A 17,355-nucleotide genomic window follows, 5' to 3' on the forward strand; every position below is an offset into this window, starting at 1 on the left:
GGGCAAAATGGCATCATTGAACGCGCGCAAACGCGATCCTTTGTTGGACAGCACCACGCAGGCGGCCATCGAACGGCGCAGCAAGGAACTGATCGGGATCGCTCTGATCCTGCTGGGATTTGCAGCAGCGGCGATGATCTGGTCGTACACGCCGGATGATCCGAACTGGATGGTGTCCACGGACGCGCCGGTGCAGAACTGGATGGGGCGGATCGGGGCTTCGATCGCCGCGCCACTGTTCATGATCGTCGGTTGGGGCAGCTGGAGCATTGCCCTGGTACTGGTTGGCTGGGGCGTGCGATTTGCCGGCCACTTCGGCGAGGATCGGGCCGTCGCCCGCCTGATCTTTGCCCCGATCTGGATCGCGATCGTTTCGGTTTATGCCGCAACGCTTGTACCCGGTGATGCATGGCGCGCCACACACAGTTTTGGATTGGGTGGCCTGTTTGGTGACACGGTCATGGGGGCGTTGCTGACGCTGCTGCCGATTTCGTCCCATTTCATGGTCAAGCTGATGTCACTGGCGATGGCGGCGGGGATGCTGGCACTGGGTATTTTTGTGCTGGGCTTCACCAAGGCCGATGTGCGCAAAGGGTTCCGCGCCTTTCTTCTGGGTCTTGTCATGGCCTATGACATGTTGATGAACATGTTAGGCCGCGGTGCCGCTGCCACCGCACAGGCGGCCCGTGACCGGCGCGTGCAATGGGATGAGCGCAAGGCAGCCCGGGCTGAATCAGCGGACGCAGTATTTGACGACGAACTGGCCTACGCCGATCCGATTTTGGAAGAACCAGAGCCCGAGCCGCAGAAAACCGGTTTGCTGGCGCGGATGCCGGCGTTGATCCGGCGTCCCGAGCCCATGCCCGAACCCGAGTTGGTCGAACCTGACCCGGTAGAAGGGTTTTATGATATGCCGGGCGAGGACCGCATCCGCTCGAAGATTTCCGCGGCCGTGCGCAATCGCAAGGTGGCAACTGGAGAAATGACACCCGAGCCGGACCCAAATCTGCCGCTGACCAAGGGGCGCGGTAGGGGACCGGACCCACTTATCCTGAACGCAGGACAGGCCGGAGATCTACCGCCCGAACCACCGCTGACTGCTGGTAGTGTTCCGGAATGGCAGGAACCGGCAGGCCATAAATATGTACCTGAGCCTCATTCCCTTCAGGACTATCAAACCGATTCCGATTTTGAGGATGAGGCTGTTTTCGAGGATGCTCAGGCACCTGAGGCGACGCCGCGACAGGCTATGAAAATCCCTGTGGCCGAACCCCGCAAGCCTGTTGTCGCGCAACCCGTGCGCCGTGCGCCGCCACCGTCGCGCCGCGCTCAGGCCGAGGCCCAACCGACGCTATCCTTCGAAGAGCGGCATTCTGATTTTGAACTGCCGCCATTGGGCTTGTTGGCAAACCCTACCAGCATCCAGCGCCATCATCTGAGCGACGAAGCGCTCGAGGAAAACGCGCGGATGCTGGAGAATGTGCTGGATGATTACGGCGTGAAGGGCGAGATTGTCAGCGTGCGACCCGGCCCCGTCGTCACCATGTACGAACTGGAGCCCGCTCCGGGTTTAAAAGCCAGCCGCGTGATCGGTTTGGCCGACGATATCGCCCGGTCGATGTCGGCGCTTTCTGCGCGGGTCTCTACCCTGCCGGGACGGTCGGTGATCGGGATTGAATTGCCGAACGAGAACCGCGAAATGGTGGTGCTACGTGAAATCCTTGCCAGCCGCGACTTTGGCGATGGCAACCACGCGCTGCCACTGGCGCTGGGCAAGGATATCGGCGGTGAGTCTGTAGTGGCGAACCTGGCCAAGATGCCTCACCTGTTGATCGCGGGCACGACCGGGTCCGGTAAATCGGTGGCGATCAACACAATGATCCTGTCGTTGCTATACAAGCTAACGCCGGATGAGTGCCGTCTGATCATGATCGATCCCAAGATGCTGGAACTGTCGGTCTATGACGGCATCCCGCATCTGCTGTCGCCCGTTGTGACCGACCCGAAAAAGGCGGTTGTGGCCCTGAAATGGGTCGTGGGCGAGATGGAAGACCGCTATCGCAAAATGTCCAAGATGGGCGTGCGCAATATCGCCGGTTACAATGGTCGTGTGAAGGATGCGCTGGCCAAGGGCGAGCTGTTCAGCCGCACGGTGCAGACCGGGTTCGACGATGAAACCGGCGAGCCGATGTTCGAGACCGAGGAATTTGCCCCCGAAGCGATGCCCTATATTGTCGTCATCGTCGACGAAATGGCTGACCTTATGATGGTCGCAGGCAAGGAAATCGAGGCGTGCATCCAACGACTCGCACAGATGGCGCGGGCCTCGGGTATCCACCTGATCATGGCGACGCAACGCCCCTCGGTCGACGTGATCACCGGTACGATCAAGGCGAACTTCCCAACCCGGATTTCGTTCCAGGTGACCTCGAAAGTCGACAGCCGCACCATTCTGGGTGAAATGGGTGCCGAGCAACTGTTGGGGCAGGGTGACATGCTCTATATGGCCGGTGGGGCCAAGATCACCCGTTGCCACGGTCCGTTTGTCTCGGATGAGGAGGTCGAGGAAGTCGTCAACCACCTGAAACAGTTCGGTCCGCCGGATTATGTGGGTAGCGTGCTGGACGGCCCGGCCGAAGAGAAGGCCGACAATATCGACGCCGTTCTGGGTCTGAACACCGGTGGCAACACCAATGGAGAGGACGCGCTTTATGATCAGGCAGTGGCAATTGTGATCAAGGATCGCAAATGCTCGACCTCGTACATTCAGCGGAAACTTGCCATTGGCTACAACAAAGCGGCGCGGCTTGTTGAGCAAATGGAGGACGAAGGTGTTGTTTCGGCAGCAAATCATGTCGGAAAACGCGAAATCCTCGTACCCGAGCAATAGGATATTTAATAACAAGGGCAGAGCGCATATCTGTGACGCATGAAACAGATTGCCCTTGCCCTTGCCCTTGTTCTGACACTTGCCGCGCCCGCGGCCTGGGCGGCTGACAAGCTGCCGCTGTCGGAAATCTCAAAATATCTGAACCAGCTGAAAACGGTTCAGACCACGTTCACCCAGGTAAATGATGATGGCTCGCTGAGCACTGGAAAGCTGTGGTTGCAGCGGCCGGGCAAGATGCGGTTTGAATATGACCCGCCTAACAGTGCGGTTGTGCTGGCGGGCGCGGGGACGGTGCAGATATTTGACCCAAAATCAAACCAGCCGCCCGAGCAATACCCATTGCGGCGGACACCCCTGTCACTGGTTCTGGCCCGCAATGTCGATCTGGGGCAGGCCAACATGGTTGTGGGTCACGATTTCGACGGGATCGCAACTGTCGTCACGGCGCAGGACCCGAAAAACCCTGAAAACGGCAGGATCGAGCTGATGTTCACCAGCGATCCCGTCGAATTGCGAAAATGGGTGATCCATGACAACGCAGGCAGTCAGACGACAGTTCTGTTGGGCCCGCTGACGGAAAGCAGCAGTCTGGATCAGAACCTGTTCTCTAACAGAGCGCGAAGCGGATCAGCGAACCGCTGATCCGCCCCACCATCAATAGCGGCAGGTGGACAATTGCGCCTGATAGAGCTGCGCGCGCGCATCCACTTCATCGGCGACATTCAGCAACCATGACTTGCCGTTGTGGCTGCCGCGGGCATAGCCCGTGTGGCCTTCGTGATAGGCCAGATACTGATTGCGTGTATCGCTGGGATGAATACCGTTGCGCTCGTAGCTTTTGTTCATGTACCAGCCGATAAAGTCCGACGCGTCGCGGATGCGATCACGTTTGGCGCGGCGCTTGCCGGTTTCGCGCTGGTACTGTTCCCAAGTCCCATCCAGCGCCTGACCATATCCGTAGGCGCTGCTTTGGCGGCCCATCGGTATGACGCCAAGAACGTATTTATGCGGCGTCCGCGCGTCATGCCGATAGCGGCTTTCCTGATAGATCGTTGCCATCTGGACGTGCACGGGAACGCCCCATTTGCGTTCGGTGCTCTTGAAGGCCTTGATATAGTCCGGCTTTTCGCGCGCAATGCTGCACGCGTCGTTCAATCTGCTGGGTGGTTGCTTTGACCCACCCCCACAGGATGCCAAAAGCAGCACCCCTAAGAGTACGAAAAGAATTCTGCTCATGTGCCTCGTGCCTTTTTTCTTTATTCTAGCGCAGATTGAGTTCTGATGAAATCACAATCGCTACAGAACGATAGCTAGAATTAATGGTAACGCGGCGACACTCAGCAAAGTTGACACCATGACCATGCCGGCGACGGCGTCTGAATCGGCTTCAAACCGCTCGGCCAGCAAATATGATGTCACGGCGACCGGAGTGCACATCTGCAGCACCAGAACGCCAAAGCCGATGGCTTCGAGATCGAACAGGGCCGCCACCGCCCAGCCAAGGGCGAAACACACAGCCAGTTTCAGGATCGACAGCCAAGCAGCGGCGCGCAAGCTGTGGGTCGAGAGGCGGGCGATCGCAACGCCCAATGTGATCAGCATCAGTGGGACAGCCATTTGCCCCAACAGTCCCAACGTATTGGTCAGGAAGACCGGTGTTTCCCACCCGCGCCACAAAAACAATGCGCCCAGAAGGGTGGCCCAGACCATGGGTTCACGCAGGACTTTGCCAAAAGCGCCTTTGCCGGCCACGAGGTATATGCCGTAGGTGAACGAAAACAGGGCTGTGACTGACAGGAAGATGACCGCATAGCCCAGCCCGGCCTGACCAAACGCAAAGATGCACAGGGGCAGGCCCAGATTGCCGGTATTGCCGAAAATCAGCGGCGACAGATACGTGCGCTGTTCCAGTTTCAGGACGCGTACCAACAGCCAAAACACGACTGCCAGCGCCAGATTGGCCGCTATGGTCGCCAGCGTGAAACGGGACAAATCTCCGCCCGGAATCTCGGTCTGCATCAGCGCCACGAAGATCAGGCTGGGCACGGCCAGCGTCATGGCAAAACGTGTGACGAATTGCAGACGGTACTCAAAACCAAGTCGGACCCAGGTAAAGCCAATTGCTGCCAGTAAAAAAACCGGAGCGACGATTTCGAACACTGTCAGCAAGAGGTTCACAGACTGTTTCCCCGATTCGTGGATCAATGGTTGGCTTTTTGGCCCGGAAAGAGGTAGTTAAAGCTTTGGGGGCTGAAACAATGCTGAAAACACACGCCAAGTACCGCCTGGGCCAGGTGGTTCGACATCGCAGACACCCTTTTCGGGGGGTGATTTTTGACGTGGATCCAGAGTTCGCCAATTCGGAAGAGTGGTATGAAGCCATTCCCGAAGACAGCCGCCCTGTTAAGGATCAGCCGTTCTATCACCTGTTGGCGGAGAACGACCAATCCTTCTATGTTGCTTATGTTTCTGAACAAAATCTGATTGAGGACCAATCGGGTGAGCCCGTGGACCACCCGGATATTCCCAACATGTTCGGCCCATTTCAGGACGGATCCTACTCTCTGCACTTTCAGTTGAACTGATTTGTCATTCCTGGGCTTCTGCCTGGCCCGTCGTTCAATACCCAAGGGCACAACCGTCCTTTCTGGGATCGCTTGCGCCTGCCAAAATGCCACTGTCAAGGATGTGGATAGCTTGGGCTCCGCCCAGGGGTGTTTCCGGTGTTTCTATAATATGGCCCAAGTCGGATAATTGTTGCCGAACAGTATCGGGATATCCGCGCTCAAGTTTGAGCACCCCGCCATCTGCAAACGCGCGCGGGCCATTAACGTTCTCCTGAAGTTCAAGATCGAAATCCACGATGTTGGACAGAAAGCGGGCATGACCGGTGGGCTGATAGGCGCCACCCATCACCCCAAAGGGCATCATGACACGACCGTTCTGGCGCAGAATACCGGGAATGATCGTGTGCATGGGGCGCTTTCCACCGCCGAGTTCATTTGGGTGTCCCTGCTGCAGAGTGAACCCGGCGCCGCGGTTCTGCAGTAGGATACCAAACTTCTCGGACGCTATTCCCGAGCCAAAGCTGTGAAAAATCGAGTAAATCAGCGAAACGGCCATTCTGTCGCGATCGACCACCGTGATATAGACCGTGTCTTTGTGGATTGCTTCGGTCAGTGGGGCGGCTGCCTGCATGGCGCTCCGAGGATCTATGAGCGCCGCCAGCGTACTTGCGGTTTCAGCGGACAGAAAACGATCCGTCAGCGCGCTGAAATCCGGGTCGGCGATAAATCGATTGCGCGCGTCATAGGCCAGCTTGGTCGCCTCAGCCTCAATATGAATGCGTTCGGCGCCCCAGGGATCCATCCTGGTCAGGTCGAAATGCTTCAGAATGTTAAGCAACAATATCGCCGTGGCGCCTTGACCATTTGGGGGATGCTCCAGCAGCTCAATGCCGCCGTAGTCACCGCTTATCGGTTGGGCTTCAGAAAATTTGACGTCCGCAAAGTCCTGCGCCGTATGAACTCCACCCATGCCAGTAAGCGCGGCCAACATGTCTTCGGCGATTTCACCGGTGTAGAAGGCATCACGCCCATCCTGCGCGATCCGGCGCAACACCTCGGCCTGGCCCGGCGCGCGAAATACCTGGCCGGTTCGAAGTGGTTTTCCATCAAGCAGAAAATGGCCCCGGGCGGCACCTTGCAACGTGTTTGCTCCGTTTGCCCAGTCAAAGGCCACCCTCGGGGCAACGGGAACCCCTGCTTCAGCGTAGTGGATCGCCGGTTGCAAAATCGCGTCCAGCCCCAACTTTCCTTCCGTTTGCGACAGGTGACAAAACGCATCAACTGCCCCAGGGATTGTCACCGCGTCCGGGCCATTCAAAGGCACAGAGGTCAGTCCTTTTTCCCGCAACAGCGATGCGTTGGCGTTGGCCGGCGCACGACCCGATCCGTTCAGAGCCCGGACAGTCTCATCGCCAGCCCGGTTGAACAGCACAAAGCAATCCCCGCCGATACCCGTCATCTGAGGTTCGCAAATACCCAACAGAACAGCACCCGCGATGGCAGCGTCCAACGCGTTTCCGCCCTGTCCCAGTATGTCCAATGCAACCTTTGCGGCCAACGGATGCGACGTTGCGCACATCCCATTTGTCGCCAAAACCTCGGACCGACCCGGCATGTGCAAATCCCGCATAAGCGACTCCTCCCATCAAGCATTCAGAGAGTAAGACGCGGTCAGGAATTGTCCAATTGAATCAGGGGTAAATTCCTCGGCGCCGTTCACTGGGTGGGGGCTGTGACATTCGACGCCGAGGGAAGCTATCTGAGCTACACCCCATTTCTGCTCTTTGTTTGAGGCGCTACAATGGTTCGATCTGGGCGTTATTGTGACCATTTATGGCTCACTATGACAAATCCGTGAGATCAAACCTCAGAAACAACCGATTGCGCCCATCGCGCCGCTCATACCGGACTTCATTGGACAGTTTTCGAATCAGAAACCAACCGAAACCTCCCTCAGGCAGGTCCTGACGTGCTGTGTCCACTGAAGAGGGAACGCCGCTTGGCAATTGCATCTCGGGCATCGGGTTTCCGGTGTCCAAAATGAGAACATCCAGCTTTTTCTGGCGCAAGTGGCATTCAATGCAAATTTCTGCGGGCTGGACATCCGCGTAGGCATGTTCCACGACGTTATTGATCGCCTCTGCCAAAGCTATTTTGACGTCATCCGCTTTTTCAGGCGGAACACCCAACTCCACCAGTCGCGCGCTGAGGGTCGCAACCCCAGCGCTTGCCTGAGATTCGATTGCCCCAAAGCACAGAGTCACGCAGTCGTTTTCGCAGTTTCGGGTCACGCCAATCTACTCCCGACCGGCGTCAGTCTGCACCTGCGACCAGCGCGTCATCCAGCGAGGCGAACAGTTTGAACACGGTGTCCATCCGCGTCAGGCGAAACACTTTCTCGACCACCGGATGCAGCCCTGCCAGATCCAGCCTGCACCCCTCCCCCAACTGCTTCATAGACGCGACAATTGCGCCTAGCCCGCTCGAGTCGATGAATTCGACGGCGGACAAATCCAGGATGACGCGAGTTGCACCCGCCTCGGTTTGGGTCCGCATGTCTTCCTTGAATTGTATGGCCATAGCCGCATCGATACGGTCGCAATGGACCTTGATAACCTGTGTATTGCCGGCTGTGGTGCTGCTTAGCCCCATGGTCAACGGCCTCCGGTTTGAGAAATGATCGTAGAAATACGCTAGACGGCAATTCTTACTATTCGGTATCCAAGGGTCGGAATTCCAAGGGAGGCGTCAGATGAAAGAAGTCGTGATCGCAGGGGCTGCGCGTACCCCCATGGGCGGGTTTCAGGGGATGTTCGATGGCGTCGCTGCCGCCGAATTGGGTGGCACCGCAATCCGGGCCGCGCTGCAGGGCGCTGGTACAGATACCGCCGACGAAGTGCTGATGGGCTGTGTTCTTCCGGCAGGTCAGGGTCAGGCCCCGGCACGCCAGGCCGGTTTTGCGGCGGGGTTGGGCGAAGAAATTCCTGCCACGACGCTCAACAAGATGTGCGGCTCCGGCATGAAGGCCGCGATGATGGCCTTTGACCAGATCGCACTGGGCCATGCCAATACCATGGTTGCCGGCGGGATGGAGAGCATGACGAATGCGCCTTACCTGCTGCCCAAGATGCGGGGCGGCGCCCGTATCGGCCATGGTCAGGTGGTGGACCACATGTTCCTGGACGGGTTGGAAGACGCCTATGACAAAGGTCGCCTGATGGGCACCTTCGCCGAAGACTGTGCCGAAGCCTATCAGTTCACGCGTGAGGCGCAGGACGAATACGCCCTGCAATCTCTGTCAAACGCCCTGAATGCACAGGACAATGGCGCGTTTGATACGGAAATAACCTCCGTGACAATCCGAACCAGAAAGGGCGAGGTCACTCAGGATACAGATGAACAACCAAAGTCGGCGCGTCCCGAGAAAATCCCGACGTTGAAGCCCGCCTTTCGCAAAGACGGCACGGTTACAGCGGCCAATTCCTCGTCGATTTCGGACGGGGCGGCCGCACTGGTTCTGGCTTCCGCCGAGGCCGCCGAGGCGCAAGGCCTCACTGTTCGGGCGCGCATTTTGGGCCACGCCAGTCACGCCCAGGCGCCGGGTCTGTTCACGACAGCGCCCGTCCCGGCAGCGCAGAAGCTGCTGTCACGTATTGGGTGGAGCAAAGAAGACGTCGATTTGTGGGAAGTCAACGAAGCCTTCGCCGTTGTCCCCATGGCGTTCATGCATGAAATGGGCCTGCCGCGCGATATCGTAAACGTCAACGGCGGTGCTTGCGCGCTGGGTCACCCCATTGGCGCATCGGGCGCGCGGATCATGGTCACACTTCTCAACGCTCTGGAAAAACGGAACCTCAAACGCGGGGTCGCAGCCATCTGCATCGGCGGCGGCGAAGGCACTGCGATTGCCATCGAACGGGTTTGACCCTTCATCTTTTTCGAAATACTCCGGGGGTGAATTGAGCCAACGGCTCAAGAGGGGGCAGCGCCCCCTTCACTCAGCCCGGATGTGCATCGAAATGACCGCAGACTACGAGACGCTCGCCAAGACGATTACCGCCCTGACCGAAGGGGAAACCGATCAGATAGCTCTCATGGCGACCGTCGCCTGCGAGTTTCATCATTCGGACGACCGGTTCGACTGGACGGGATTCTATCGCGTGACCGAACCCGGATTGCTGAAAATTGGTCCCTATCAAGGGGGGCATGGCTGCCTCGTCATCCCGTTTGAGCGCGGAGTATGCGGCGCGGCCGCCCGTACAGGTGAGGTGCAACTGGTACCTGACGTGGATGCGTTCCCCGGACATATCGCCTGTGCATCTTCGACCCGGTCCGAGCTTGTCCTGCCTGTTCGGGACACCGCGGGAGAGATTATTGCTGTGTTCGACATCGACAGCGATCAACCGAATGCGTTTTCTGAAGATGATGCCAGAAATATCGGGCAGATCCTGACGCAAGTATTTTCACGATAGCTGGTAGATCAAGAAGCCCACGGTCCTGAGTATGCCCGAGATTCCCATAAAAGCTTTTATTGTCTCGTTGGTTGCAATCCGTGAAAACCGTGGCGAATTCGAAGTTCTGCTTTTGAGACGCACTCAGTCGCTGGAAGGCGAATGGTGCCAGATTGCAGGTTCGGTAGAAGACGGCGAAACCGCCTGGCAAGCAGCTTTGCGCGAGCTTTGGGAAGAAACGGGACTGCGTCCCGGGTCGCTGTATTCCGCAGATATCTGCGAGCAATTCTACGAATCGATGCGCGATTCAATTACAATGGCACCCGTTTTTGTGGCCTTTGTCGATAGCGGGGCAGAAGTGACGCTGAACTTCGAACACAGTGAATACTGTTGGATTGATTTTGACACAGCCATTGAGCGTGTCCCCTTCGGTGGCCAACGGCGAGTCCTTCGTTGGATTCATGAAGAGTTTGTCATCAGAAGACCCAGTCGGCACCTTCAAATCGGGTTGAAATAGGTAAGGTTTCCGGCTTCTGATGGCAATTCATTTCGGCCCAAACGTGGGACCTGAAACCAGCAGAAAAATCGCTGCTGCCTGAAAAACCAGTATTGCAAACAACCATATTGAGAACGCGCGCTTGCGCGTCTTGTGTCGAAACATCCAACGCCCCAGCATTGCACCGGGGCTGCCACCCAGAATTGCCAGCCATAACAACCGCCTTTCGGGCACTCGTCTTTTTCGGCGACTGGATTGTCTTTTGTCCCATCCAAATGCCAGTAGAGTCAGGCCGTTGATCGCCCAAAGGTAGGTCACTGCTATCCACATGACCATGCCATAACCAATCGAAAAACCAGACCCAAGTGAAAAAACGCTTGGAATTTTCACCGATTCGGGACAACGTGAAAAAAGCGATGAAATTTTCACGACAGCTCGGACCTGCCAATGAATGATCAGACCCCCCATAGCGCGACACTTGGCGCCGACATACGCGCCCTGCGCAAGGCGCGGGGTCTGACGCTTGCCGAAATCGCGGCCAAGCTTGATCGCTCGGTCGGCTGGTTCAGCCAGGTCGAACGGGACATGTCGGAACCGTCGATTTCGGACCTTCGACAGATTGCACAATGCCTGGGTGTTCCGATGTCGATGCTGTTTGCGCATTCCGCAGCGCCCGCGGACGAGCAGGGATATGTTGTTCGCGCCGGATCACGCCGCCCGATGGGGTCAGGGGAAGAAGGGTTGATCGAGGAACTGCTCTCACCCGATCTGACCGACGATTTCGAGATGGTGCATTCCACTTTCCAACCTCACTCGCGCATGCAAACCCCTGCGGACCGGCCCACGCAGGAAGTCGGTTACATGGTGTCCGGGCGGCTTGATCTCAAAATAGGCGATCGCGAATACACAGTGGGTGCCGGCGACAGTTTCAGGATCAAGCACCAACCCTATCAATGGTCGAACCCTTATGACGAGCCCGCAGTTGCGGTCTGGGTCATCGCGCCCCCGGTGTACTGATGAGCTTTGAGGCCTGGACCATATTCGCATTGTTCTGGGTGGTCTTCGTCACCACCCCGGGCCCGAATGCTGTCAACTGCATCTCGAATGGGATGAGCCTGTCGTTCCCCAAGGCAATGCTGGGCGTTCTGGCGATCCTGACGCAAGCCAGCGCGTTTCTGATCCTGTCGGCTCTGGGTGTGACCGCACTGATCGCAGCATCCCCGACCGGGTTTTTCATTGCCAAGCTGATCGGCGCAGGCTTCCTGATCTGGCTTGGAATTCGCGGCTGGATGAATGCAACCAGACCGGTGCCGGCTTCGGAAAGGCCAGCGCGGCATGTCTATCTGCATGCGCTGGCCGTTGCCACGATCAACCCGAAAAGCGTCGCGGGGTATCTGGCCGCCTTCTCGCAATTCGTTCAACCGGACATACCGATATGGCAGCAGATGGCGGTGATCATGCCGACGGCGCTGATCATCACGACACTCAGCTATACTGGGTTCACTTTGCTCGGGGCGGTGATGGGCAAAGCGGCATTGGGAGCCGTGTTCAATATCTGGGTACGTCGCGTGATGGCGGCTTGTTTCATCATCTATGGTGTGTTGCTGGGGACCAGCACCACACCGACAGCTAGGGGGTAATCAGATGCACAATGGTTCCTGCCTGTGCGGCTCTGTGGTATTCGCCATTGACGGAGAGCTGTCGCCACCTTCGGTCTGCCATTGCGGCCAGTGCCGCAAGCAATCCGGTCATATCTGGGCCTCGACCTCGACTCATCAGGACAACCTGAGCTTTACCGCCCGCGATACGCTTGGCTGGTTTCGCGCATCGGATATCGCAAGGCGCGGCTTTTGCAGGAACTGCGGCTCGTTCCTGTTCTGGCAGCACAATGACGAGGACACGATTTCGATTTCCATGGGCGCGCTGGATGCGCCAACCGGACTGAACCTCGCCCGCCACATCTTCGTGGCTGACAAGGGCGATTATTACGACATCACGGACGACCTGCCTCAAGAGGCGCAATAACAGGAACTGAAAACATGAGTGATTTTCCGACAAAAGCCCGCGTGGTCATCATCGGTGGCGGTGTGGTGGGGACCTCCTCGCTGTATCATCTGGCCAAGAAGGGTTGGACTGACTGCGTGCTGCTGGAAAAGAACGAGCTGACCGCAGGCTCGACCTGGCACGCCGCGGGGAACGTGCCGACCTTTTCGACCTCTTGGGCGATCATGAACATGCAGCGGTATTCGACCGAGCTGTATTCGCGTCTGGGTGAAGAGGTCGACTATCCGATGAACTATCACCAGACCGGATCGATCCGTCTGGCGCACTCCAAGGAACGTGTGCAGGAGTTCGAGCGTGCCTGCGCGATGGGCCGTTATCAGGGCATCGAGATGGAGATGTGGACGCCGGAACAGGCCAAGGAAAAATATCCGTTCCTCGAGATCCACGACCTTGAGGGCGTGCTGTTCGACCCAAGCGATGGCGACATCGACCCGGCGCAGCTGACACAGGCACTGGCCAAGGGTGCGCGCGACATGGGCGCCCGTATCCTGCGCTTTACTCCCGCAACCGGCGTGACACAGCACGACGATGGCACCTGGACCGTCAGCACCGAGAAGGGCGACATCGATTGTGATTACGTGGTGAACGCCGCCGGTTACTACGCCCAACGTGTTGGCGAATGGTTCAAGCCCTATGGCGGCCGCACTGTTCCGATGATGGTGATGAGCCACCAGTACCTGCTGTCCGAAGAGCTCCCCGAGATCGAGGCGTGGACCAAGGAAACCGGTAAAAAGCTGCCGCTGCTGCGCGACGTGGACGTGTCCTATTACCTGCGGCAGGAAAAGCACGGCTTCAACCTTGGTCCCTACGAGCCCAACTGCAAGGGCCACTGGATGACCGAGGATGACAAGATGCCCGACGATTTCAGCTTCCAGCTTTGGAACGATGATTTGGACCGGATCGAAGACATCGTTACCGACGCAATGGAACGTGTGCCGCTGATGGGCACATCGGGTGTCTCCCGCGTTATCAACGGGCCCATCCCCTATGCTCCGGACGGTCTGCCGCTGATCGGCCCGATGCCGGGTGTGAAGAACGCCTTCGAGGCTTGCGTCTTCACGTTCGGCATCGCGCAGGGTGGTGGCGCAGGCAAGGTGCTGGCCGAATGGATCGTCGACGGTGCGACGGAGTGGGATATGTGGGCCGTCGATCCGCGCCGCTACACCGACTACACCGATCAGGATTACTGTAACCAGAAAGGTCTGGAAGTTTACGGCAACGAATACGCCATGCACTTCCCACACCACGAATGGCCAGCCGCGCGCGACAAAAAGCTGTCGCCGGTGCACGCCAAGGTCAAAGCGCTGGGCGGCGTCATGGGTGCCTATAACGGGTGGGAGCGTGCCAACTGGTTCGCGCAGCCGGGCGATGACACATCGCTTGAGGCAACCCATACCTGGGGTCGGTCCGGCCCGTGGGAACAGCGGATCAAAGAAGAATGCGAGGCTGTGCGAGACCATTGCGGGGTGCTGGATCTGCCAGGCTTCTCGCGCTTCATGGTCAAGGGGGAAGGCGCCGCTGAGGCGCTGCGCGGTCTGGCAACCGGTGGGCTGCCAAAGGTCGGCCGGATGAACCTGATCTATGTCGCCGATGACCGTGGTCGCATTCTGACCGAAATGTCCTGCATCCGTCTGGGTGAGGATGAGTTCATAATGATTACCGCTGCGACAGCGCAATGGCATGACCGCGATATCCTTATGAACGCCATGCCCGCAGGTGTGTCGGTCGAGGATGTCACCACCACGCGCGACACTCTGATCGTCACCGGTCCGAAGTCACGGGAAGTCCTTTCGGGTATGACAGATGCAGATCTGGTCTCGGGGTGGCTTACACATCAGTCCGCCACCGTAGCAGGCCAACCTGCCTACCTGATCCGCGTTTCCTTCGCCGGTGAGCTGGGATGGGAAGTGCACGCACTGAACGAGCATATGCCTGCGATCTATGACGCGATCATTGACGCCGGTGCCAAGCCGTTCGGGATGTACGCTCTCAACAGCCTGCGTATCGAAAAAGGCTATCGCGCGTGGAAGGGCGACCTGTCGACCGATTACTCGTTGCTCGAAGGCGGTTTGGAGCGGTTCGTCAAGCTGGACAAGCCGCAGGACTTTCCCGGCAAGGCTGCAATCCTGAACGAAAAACAGCAGGGCGTGAAAAAGGCCTTTGTCACCATGACGGTGGATGCCGGAGATTGCGATGCACCGTACATGTCCTGCATCTGGCAGGGCGATCAGATCGTGGGTGAAACGACGTCGGGCGCATGGGGCTACCGCGTCGGTAAGTCCATCGCGCTAGGTATGATCAAGGCCGAGCTTGCCAACCCCGGCACTGAGCTTGAGGTCGAAATCTACGGTCAAAGGTGCCGCGCTGTGGTAGAGCAGGACCAGCCGCTTTGGGATCCCGAGAACGAGCGGTTGCGCGCTTAACCCCTGACGGAGACCGTCATGAGCAAACGATACGCCAAACTGGGACCCGGTGAGGGTCCCAACTATGACTGGGAAAACGACCATACTTTCGTGAAGGTATCAGGTCAGGACACGGGCGGTGCGTATACGCTCATGGAAGACAACCTGAAGGCCAGCTTCGCGCTTGGCCTTCATCGCCATGACAGCCATGCCGAGACTTTCTATTTTCTCGAAGGCGTGGTGGATTTCTACGTCGATGGCGACTGGCATAGGTGCTCGCCCGGAACGACAATGCATGTCCCGCCGGGCATTCCGCATGCCTGTCGCATCGCAAACGGCGCGCCCGCAAAGATGCTGATGGTTTTCCAGCCTTCGGGATTTGACGATTTCCTCGCAGAACTGGCCACAATGAGCGAGGCTGATTTCACCGATGATTCCAGAATGGCCGCGCTGAACGCTCGCTATGACATCGTGCCAATGGGCCCTGTCCCTCCGCATCCGGATGATTGAGGCCGAGCGATGGCGATCCCCAAGCAAATGTCTGGTGTCTATCTCACCCGTCACGGCGGGCCAGAGGCGCTGGAATGGCGCGAGGATATTCCGGTTCCAAACCCCGGACCGGGGCAGGTTCTTGTACGGGTCGCTGCTGCCGGAGTGAACAACACCGACATCAACACGCGCGTCGGCTGGTACGCGCCCGAGGTGACCGGCGCGACAGACGCGGTCGATCAGGACATCGCCGCCGGAGGGTGGGGCGGAGCGCTTCGGTTCCCCCGTATTCAAGGAGGTGATCTGTGCGGGTATGTGGAAATAGCCGGACCTGAAACCGGGTTCACTGTGGGTCAGCGCGTGACCTGCCCGATCAACCTGCCGCGTCCGCGCCCCAACCATCCCTCGGGCTTCATCGCGCTGGGTTCGGAAATCGATGGCGCGTTTGCGCAATATTGCTTGGTTGAGGCAAGCGATCTTTACGATGTTTCCGCCTCGCCACTGTCCGACTGTAAAATAGCCGCCATCCCTTGTGCGTATGGAACAGCCGAGAACCTGCTGACCCGTGCAGGGGTGATGAGCGGGCACAAGATACTGATTACCGGCGCGTCCGGCGGCGTCGGCCTGGCCGCCGTCCAACTGGCCACTTTGAGAGGTGCCACGGTGTGGGGTGTCACCAGCGCCCCCAAGGCGGAGGTTGTCAAAGGTCAAGGTGCCGCAGAAACATTCGATCGTGGCGCGCCACTGCCGAAGGACATGTTTGACGTTGTGATCGATGTCGTTGGCGGCCCGGCCTGGCCGGATTTGATCAGGGCCTTGAAACCGGGCGGTCACTACGCAGTCTCCGGAGCCATCGCTGGTCCGATCGTCGAAGCGGATCTGCGCGACATCTATTTGCGAGACATCACGATTCACGGCTGTACCCATCAGGCGTTCGAAGTTTTTGGGCGACTGGTCGAGATGATCAAAAAAGGGCGGATCAAACCTCTGATCTCAAAGACTTATCCCTTGAAGGACATCGTCCTGGCACAACAGGATTTCCAGTCCAAGGCATTACCGGGAAAACTGGTGCTCATCCCCTGAGGAACGCGGAACATGGCAGATATCACGCTACTGGATGGTTCGATCGGACAAGAATTGATGAAGCGCAGCGGTGAAACGCCGACGCCATTGTGGTCGACGCGCGTGATGATCGACCAACCCGAATTGCTGGGTGCGGTGCATGCCGAGTATTTCCGCCGGGGCGCCACGATTGCAACAACGAATACGTACGCGGTGCACCGCTCGCGCCTTGAACGCGAGGGGATGGAAGATCAAATGCCTGCGCTGATCAACGCGGCGTTGTCTCAGGCGGAGCAAGCGCGGCAGGGAAGGGGCGACCGGATTGCGGGCTCTCTGGGCCCGCTGCTTGCAAGCTATCGCCCCGATCTGAACCCCGACCCGAATGATGCCGCAACAAAATTCGGCGAGCTTGTTCAATTGATGCAGGACCGGGTTGACCTGTTCCTGATCGAAACCGTGTCGTCCGTGCAAGAGGCCGAGGGTGCGCTGCGTGGTACGCAGAACTGCGGTAAGCCGGTTTGGCTGGCGCTGACGGTCATGGATCACGATGGCATGTGCCTGCGGTCAGGCGAACCGGTTGCGGACATTGCCCCGCTGATTGAACGGTTTGAACCCGCAGCGGTGCTGATCAACTGCTCGCGGCCCGAGGCGATCCCGGCGGCGCTGGATGTTATCGCAACGTTCGGGCCGCCATTCGGCGCCTATGCAAATGGATTCACGGGAATCTCGGATGGGTTTCTGAAAGAAGCGCCAACAGTGGATGCACTGGAACAGCGCCATGACCTTGGCCCTGAAGCCTATGCTGCCTACGCCTTGAGCTGGGTTGAACAAGGGGCAACGATTGTTGGCGGGTGCTGCGAAGTCGGTCCGGACCATATCGAAACGCTGGCGCAGTGTTTGCGCACAGCCGGGCACAGGATCGTTTGAAGGTCGC

The 17,355-nt window shown here is 58.3% G+C and carries 19 protein-coding genes; 13 read left to right on the forward strand and 6 right to left on the reverse strand.

From position 1 onward, the window contains the following. Positions 1–7 precede the first annotated feature (7 nt). Positions 8–2,890 carry a DNA translocase FtsK gene (locus tag AC2TEL_RS16460; protein WP_480905419.1) on the forward strand — a complete coding sequence of 961 codons (2,883 nt, stop codon included), beginning with the start codon at positions 8–10 and terminating at the stop codon, positions 2,888–2,890. Between the two features lie 39 nt (positions 2,891–2,929). Next, a complete protein-coding gene (locus AC2TEL_RS16465) occupies positions 2,930–3,532 on the forward strand; it encodes a LolA family protein (RefSeq protein WP_480905422.1) in 603 nt (200 codons plus the stop codon). A gap of 12 nt (positions 3,533–3,544) precedes the next feature. On the opposite strand, the gene AC2TEL_RS16470 is transcribed toward AC2TEL_RS16465, so the two are convergent. Together AC2TEL_RS16470 and AC2TEL_RS16475 are read right to left on the reverse strand one after the other, a co-directional pair. Beyond that, positions 3,545–4,126: a transglycosylase SLT domain-containing protein gene (locus tag AC2TEL_RS16470; RefSeq protein ID WP_480841242.1), complete on the reverse strand. Its 582-nt coding sequence runs from the start codon at positions 4,124–4,126 to the stop codon at positions 3,545–3,547. A 60-nt stretch (positions 4,127–4,186) separates the two neighbouring features. Beyond that, on the reverse strand, positions 4,187–5,068 hold the full coding sequence (locus tag AC2TEL_RS16475; protein ID WP_480841240.1) for an AEC family transporter: 882 nt from the start codon (positions 5,066–5,068) through the stop codon (positions 4,187–4,189). Between the two features lie 80 nt (positions 5,069–5,148). Here AC2TEL_RS16475 and hspQ point away from each other — a divergent pair, with 80 nt between their 5' ends. Next, the gene (hspQ, locus tag AC2TEL_RS16480) at positions 5,149–5,475 is read left to right on the forward strand and encodes a heat shock protein HspQ (protein WP_480841238.1); all 327 of its coding nucleotides are present in this window, start codon (positions 5,149–5,151) and stop codon (positions 5,473–5,475) included. A gap of 34 nt (positions 5,476–5,509) precedes the next feature. Here the strand turns inward: hspQ and AC2TEL_RS16485 are convergent, their stop codons facing one another. The 3 genes from AC2TEL_RS16485 to AC2TEL_RS16495 form a co-directional block, all read right to left on the reverse strand. Beyond that, positions 5,510–7,087 carry a gamma-glutamyltransferase family protein gene (locus AC2TEL_RS16485; RefSeq protein ID WP_480905424.1) on the reverse strand — a complete coding sequence of 526 codons (1,578 nt, stop codon included), beginning with the start codon at positions 7,085–7,087 and terminating at the stop codon, positions 5,510–5,512. Between the two features lie 211 nt (positions 7,088–7,298). Continuing rightward, the gene (locus AC2TEL_RS16490; RefSeq protein ID WP_480841234.1) at positions 7,299–7,748 is read right to left on the reverse strand and encodes an ATP-binding protein; all 450 of its coding nucleotides are present in this window, start codon (positions 7,746–7,748) and stop codon (positions 7,299–7,301) included. A 22-nt stretch (positions 7,749–7,770) separates the two neighbouring features. Then, the gene (locus AC2TEL_RS16495; protein ID WP_480905427.1) at positions 7,771–8,109 is read right to left on the reverse strand and encodes an STAS domain-containing protein; all 339 of its coding nucleotides are present in this window, start codon (positions 8,107–8,109) and stop codon (positions 7,771–7,773) included. A 100-nt stretch (positions 8,110–8,209) separates the two neighbouring features. Between AC2TEL_RS16495 and AC2TEL_RS16500 the strand changes: the two genes are divergently transcribed. The 3 genes from AC2TEL_RS16500 (at position 8,210) to AC2TEL_RS16510 (ending at position 10,425) form a co-directional block, all read left to right on the forward strand. Next, positions 8,210–9,382 carry a thiolase family protein gene (locus AC2TEL_RS16500; RefSeq protein WP_480905430.1) on the forward strand — a complete coding sequence of 391 codons (1,173 nt, stop codon included), beginning with the start codon at positions 8,210–8,212 and terminating at the stop codon, positions 9,380–9,382. Between the two features lie 94 nt (positions 9,383–9,476). Beyond that, on the forward strand, positions 9,477–9,929 hold the full coding sequence (locus tag AC2TEL_RS16505; protein WP_480905433.1) for a GAF domain-containing protein: 453 nt from the start codon (positions 9,477–9,479) through the stop codon (positions 9,927–9,929). A gap of 31 nt (positions 9,930–9,960) precedes the next feature. Next, the gene (locus tag AC2TEL_RS16510) at positions 9,961–10,425 is read left to right on the forward strand and encodes an NUDIX hydrolase (protein WP_480905436.1); all 465 of its coding nucleotides are present in this window, start codon (positions 9,961–9,963) and stop codon (positions 10,423–10,425) included. Positions 10,426–10,452: 27 nt separating this feature from the next. Here the strand turns inward: AC2TEL_RS16510 and AC2TEL_RS16515 are convergent, their stop codons facing one another. Continuing rightward, positions 10,453–10,833 (reverse strand): DUF1294 domain-containing protein, encoded by a 381-nt coding sequence (locus AC2TEL_RS16515; protein ID WP_480905438.1) that lies wholly within the window; start codon positions 10,831–10,833, stop codon positions 10,453–10,455. 18 nt (positions 10,834–10,851) lie between these two features. Between AC2TEL_RS16515 and AC2TEL_RS16520 the strand changes: the two genes are divergently transcribed. Genes AC2TEL_RS16520 through AC2TEL_RS16550 form a run of 7 tightly spaced genes read left to right on the forward strand, consistent with a single transcriptional unit; the run spans position 10,852 to position 17,348 of the window. After that, complete coding sequence (locus AC2TEL_RS16520) at positions 10,852–11,421, forward strand: helix-turn-helix domain-containing protein (protein ID WP_480905439.1); 570 nt, start codon at positions 10,852–10,854, stop codon at positions 11,419–11,421. Then, positions 11,421–12,044 carry a LysE family translocator gene (locus AC2TEL_RS16525; protein WP_480905441.1) on the forward strand — a complete coding sequence of 208 codons (624 nt, stop codon included), beginning with the start codon at positions 11,421–11,423 and terminating at the stop codon, positions 12,042–12,044. Before AC2TEL_RS16520 ends, AC2TEL_RS16525 begins: the two co-directional genes overlap by 1 nt. A gap of 4 nt (positions 12,045–12,048) precedes the next feature. Further along, a complete protein-coding gene (locus tag AC2TEL_RS16530) occupies positions 12,049–12,429 on the forward strand; it encodes a GFA family protein (protein ID WP_480905444.1) in 381 nt (126 codons plus the stop codon). Between the two features lie 14 nt (positions 12,430–12,443). Next, on the forward strand, positions 12,444–14,891 hold the full coding sequence (locus tag AC2TEL_RS16535; RefSeq protein ID WP_480905446.1) for a GcvT family protein: 2,448 nt from the start codon (positions 12,444–12,446) through the stop codon (positions 14,889–14,891). Positions 14,892–14,909: 18 nt separating this feature from the next. Then, positions 14,910–15,380 (forward strand): cupin domain-containing protein, encoded by a 471-nt coding sequence (locus AC2TEL_RS16540; RefSeq protein ID WP_480841214.1) that lies wholly within the window; start codon positions 14,910–14,912, stop codon positions 15,378–15,380. Between the two features lie 9 nt (positions 15,381–15,389). Continuing rightward, a complete protein-coding gene (locus AC2TEL_RS16545) occupies positions 15,390–16,442 on the forward strand; it encodes a zinc-binding dehydrogenase (protein ID WP_480905449.1) in 1,053 nt (350 codons plus the stop codon). A 12-nt stretch (positions 16,443–16,454) separates the two neighbouring features. Beyond that, the gene (locus AC2TEL_RS16550) at positions 16,455–17,348 is read left to right on the forward strand and encodes a homocysteine S-methyltransferase family protein (RefSeq protein ID WP_480905451.1); all 894 of its coding nucleotides are present in this window, start codon (positions 16,455–16,457) and stop codon (positions 17,346–17,348) included. The last annotated feature ends 7 nt before the right edge of the window (positions 17,349–17,355 follow it).

Source organism: Ruegeria sp. HKCCD9138, assembly GCF_057220975.1.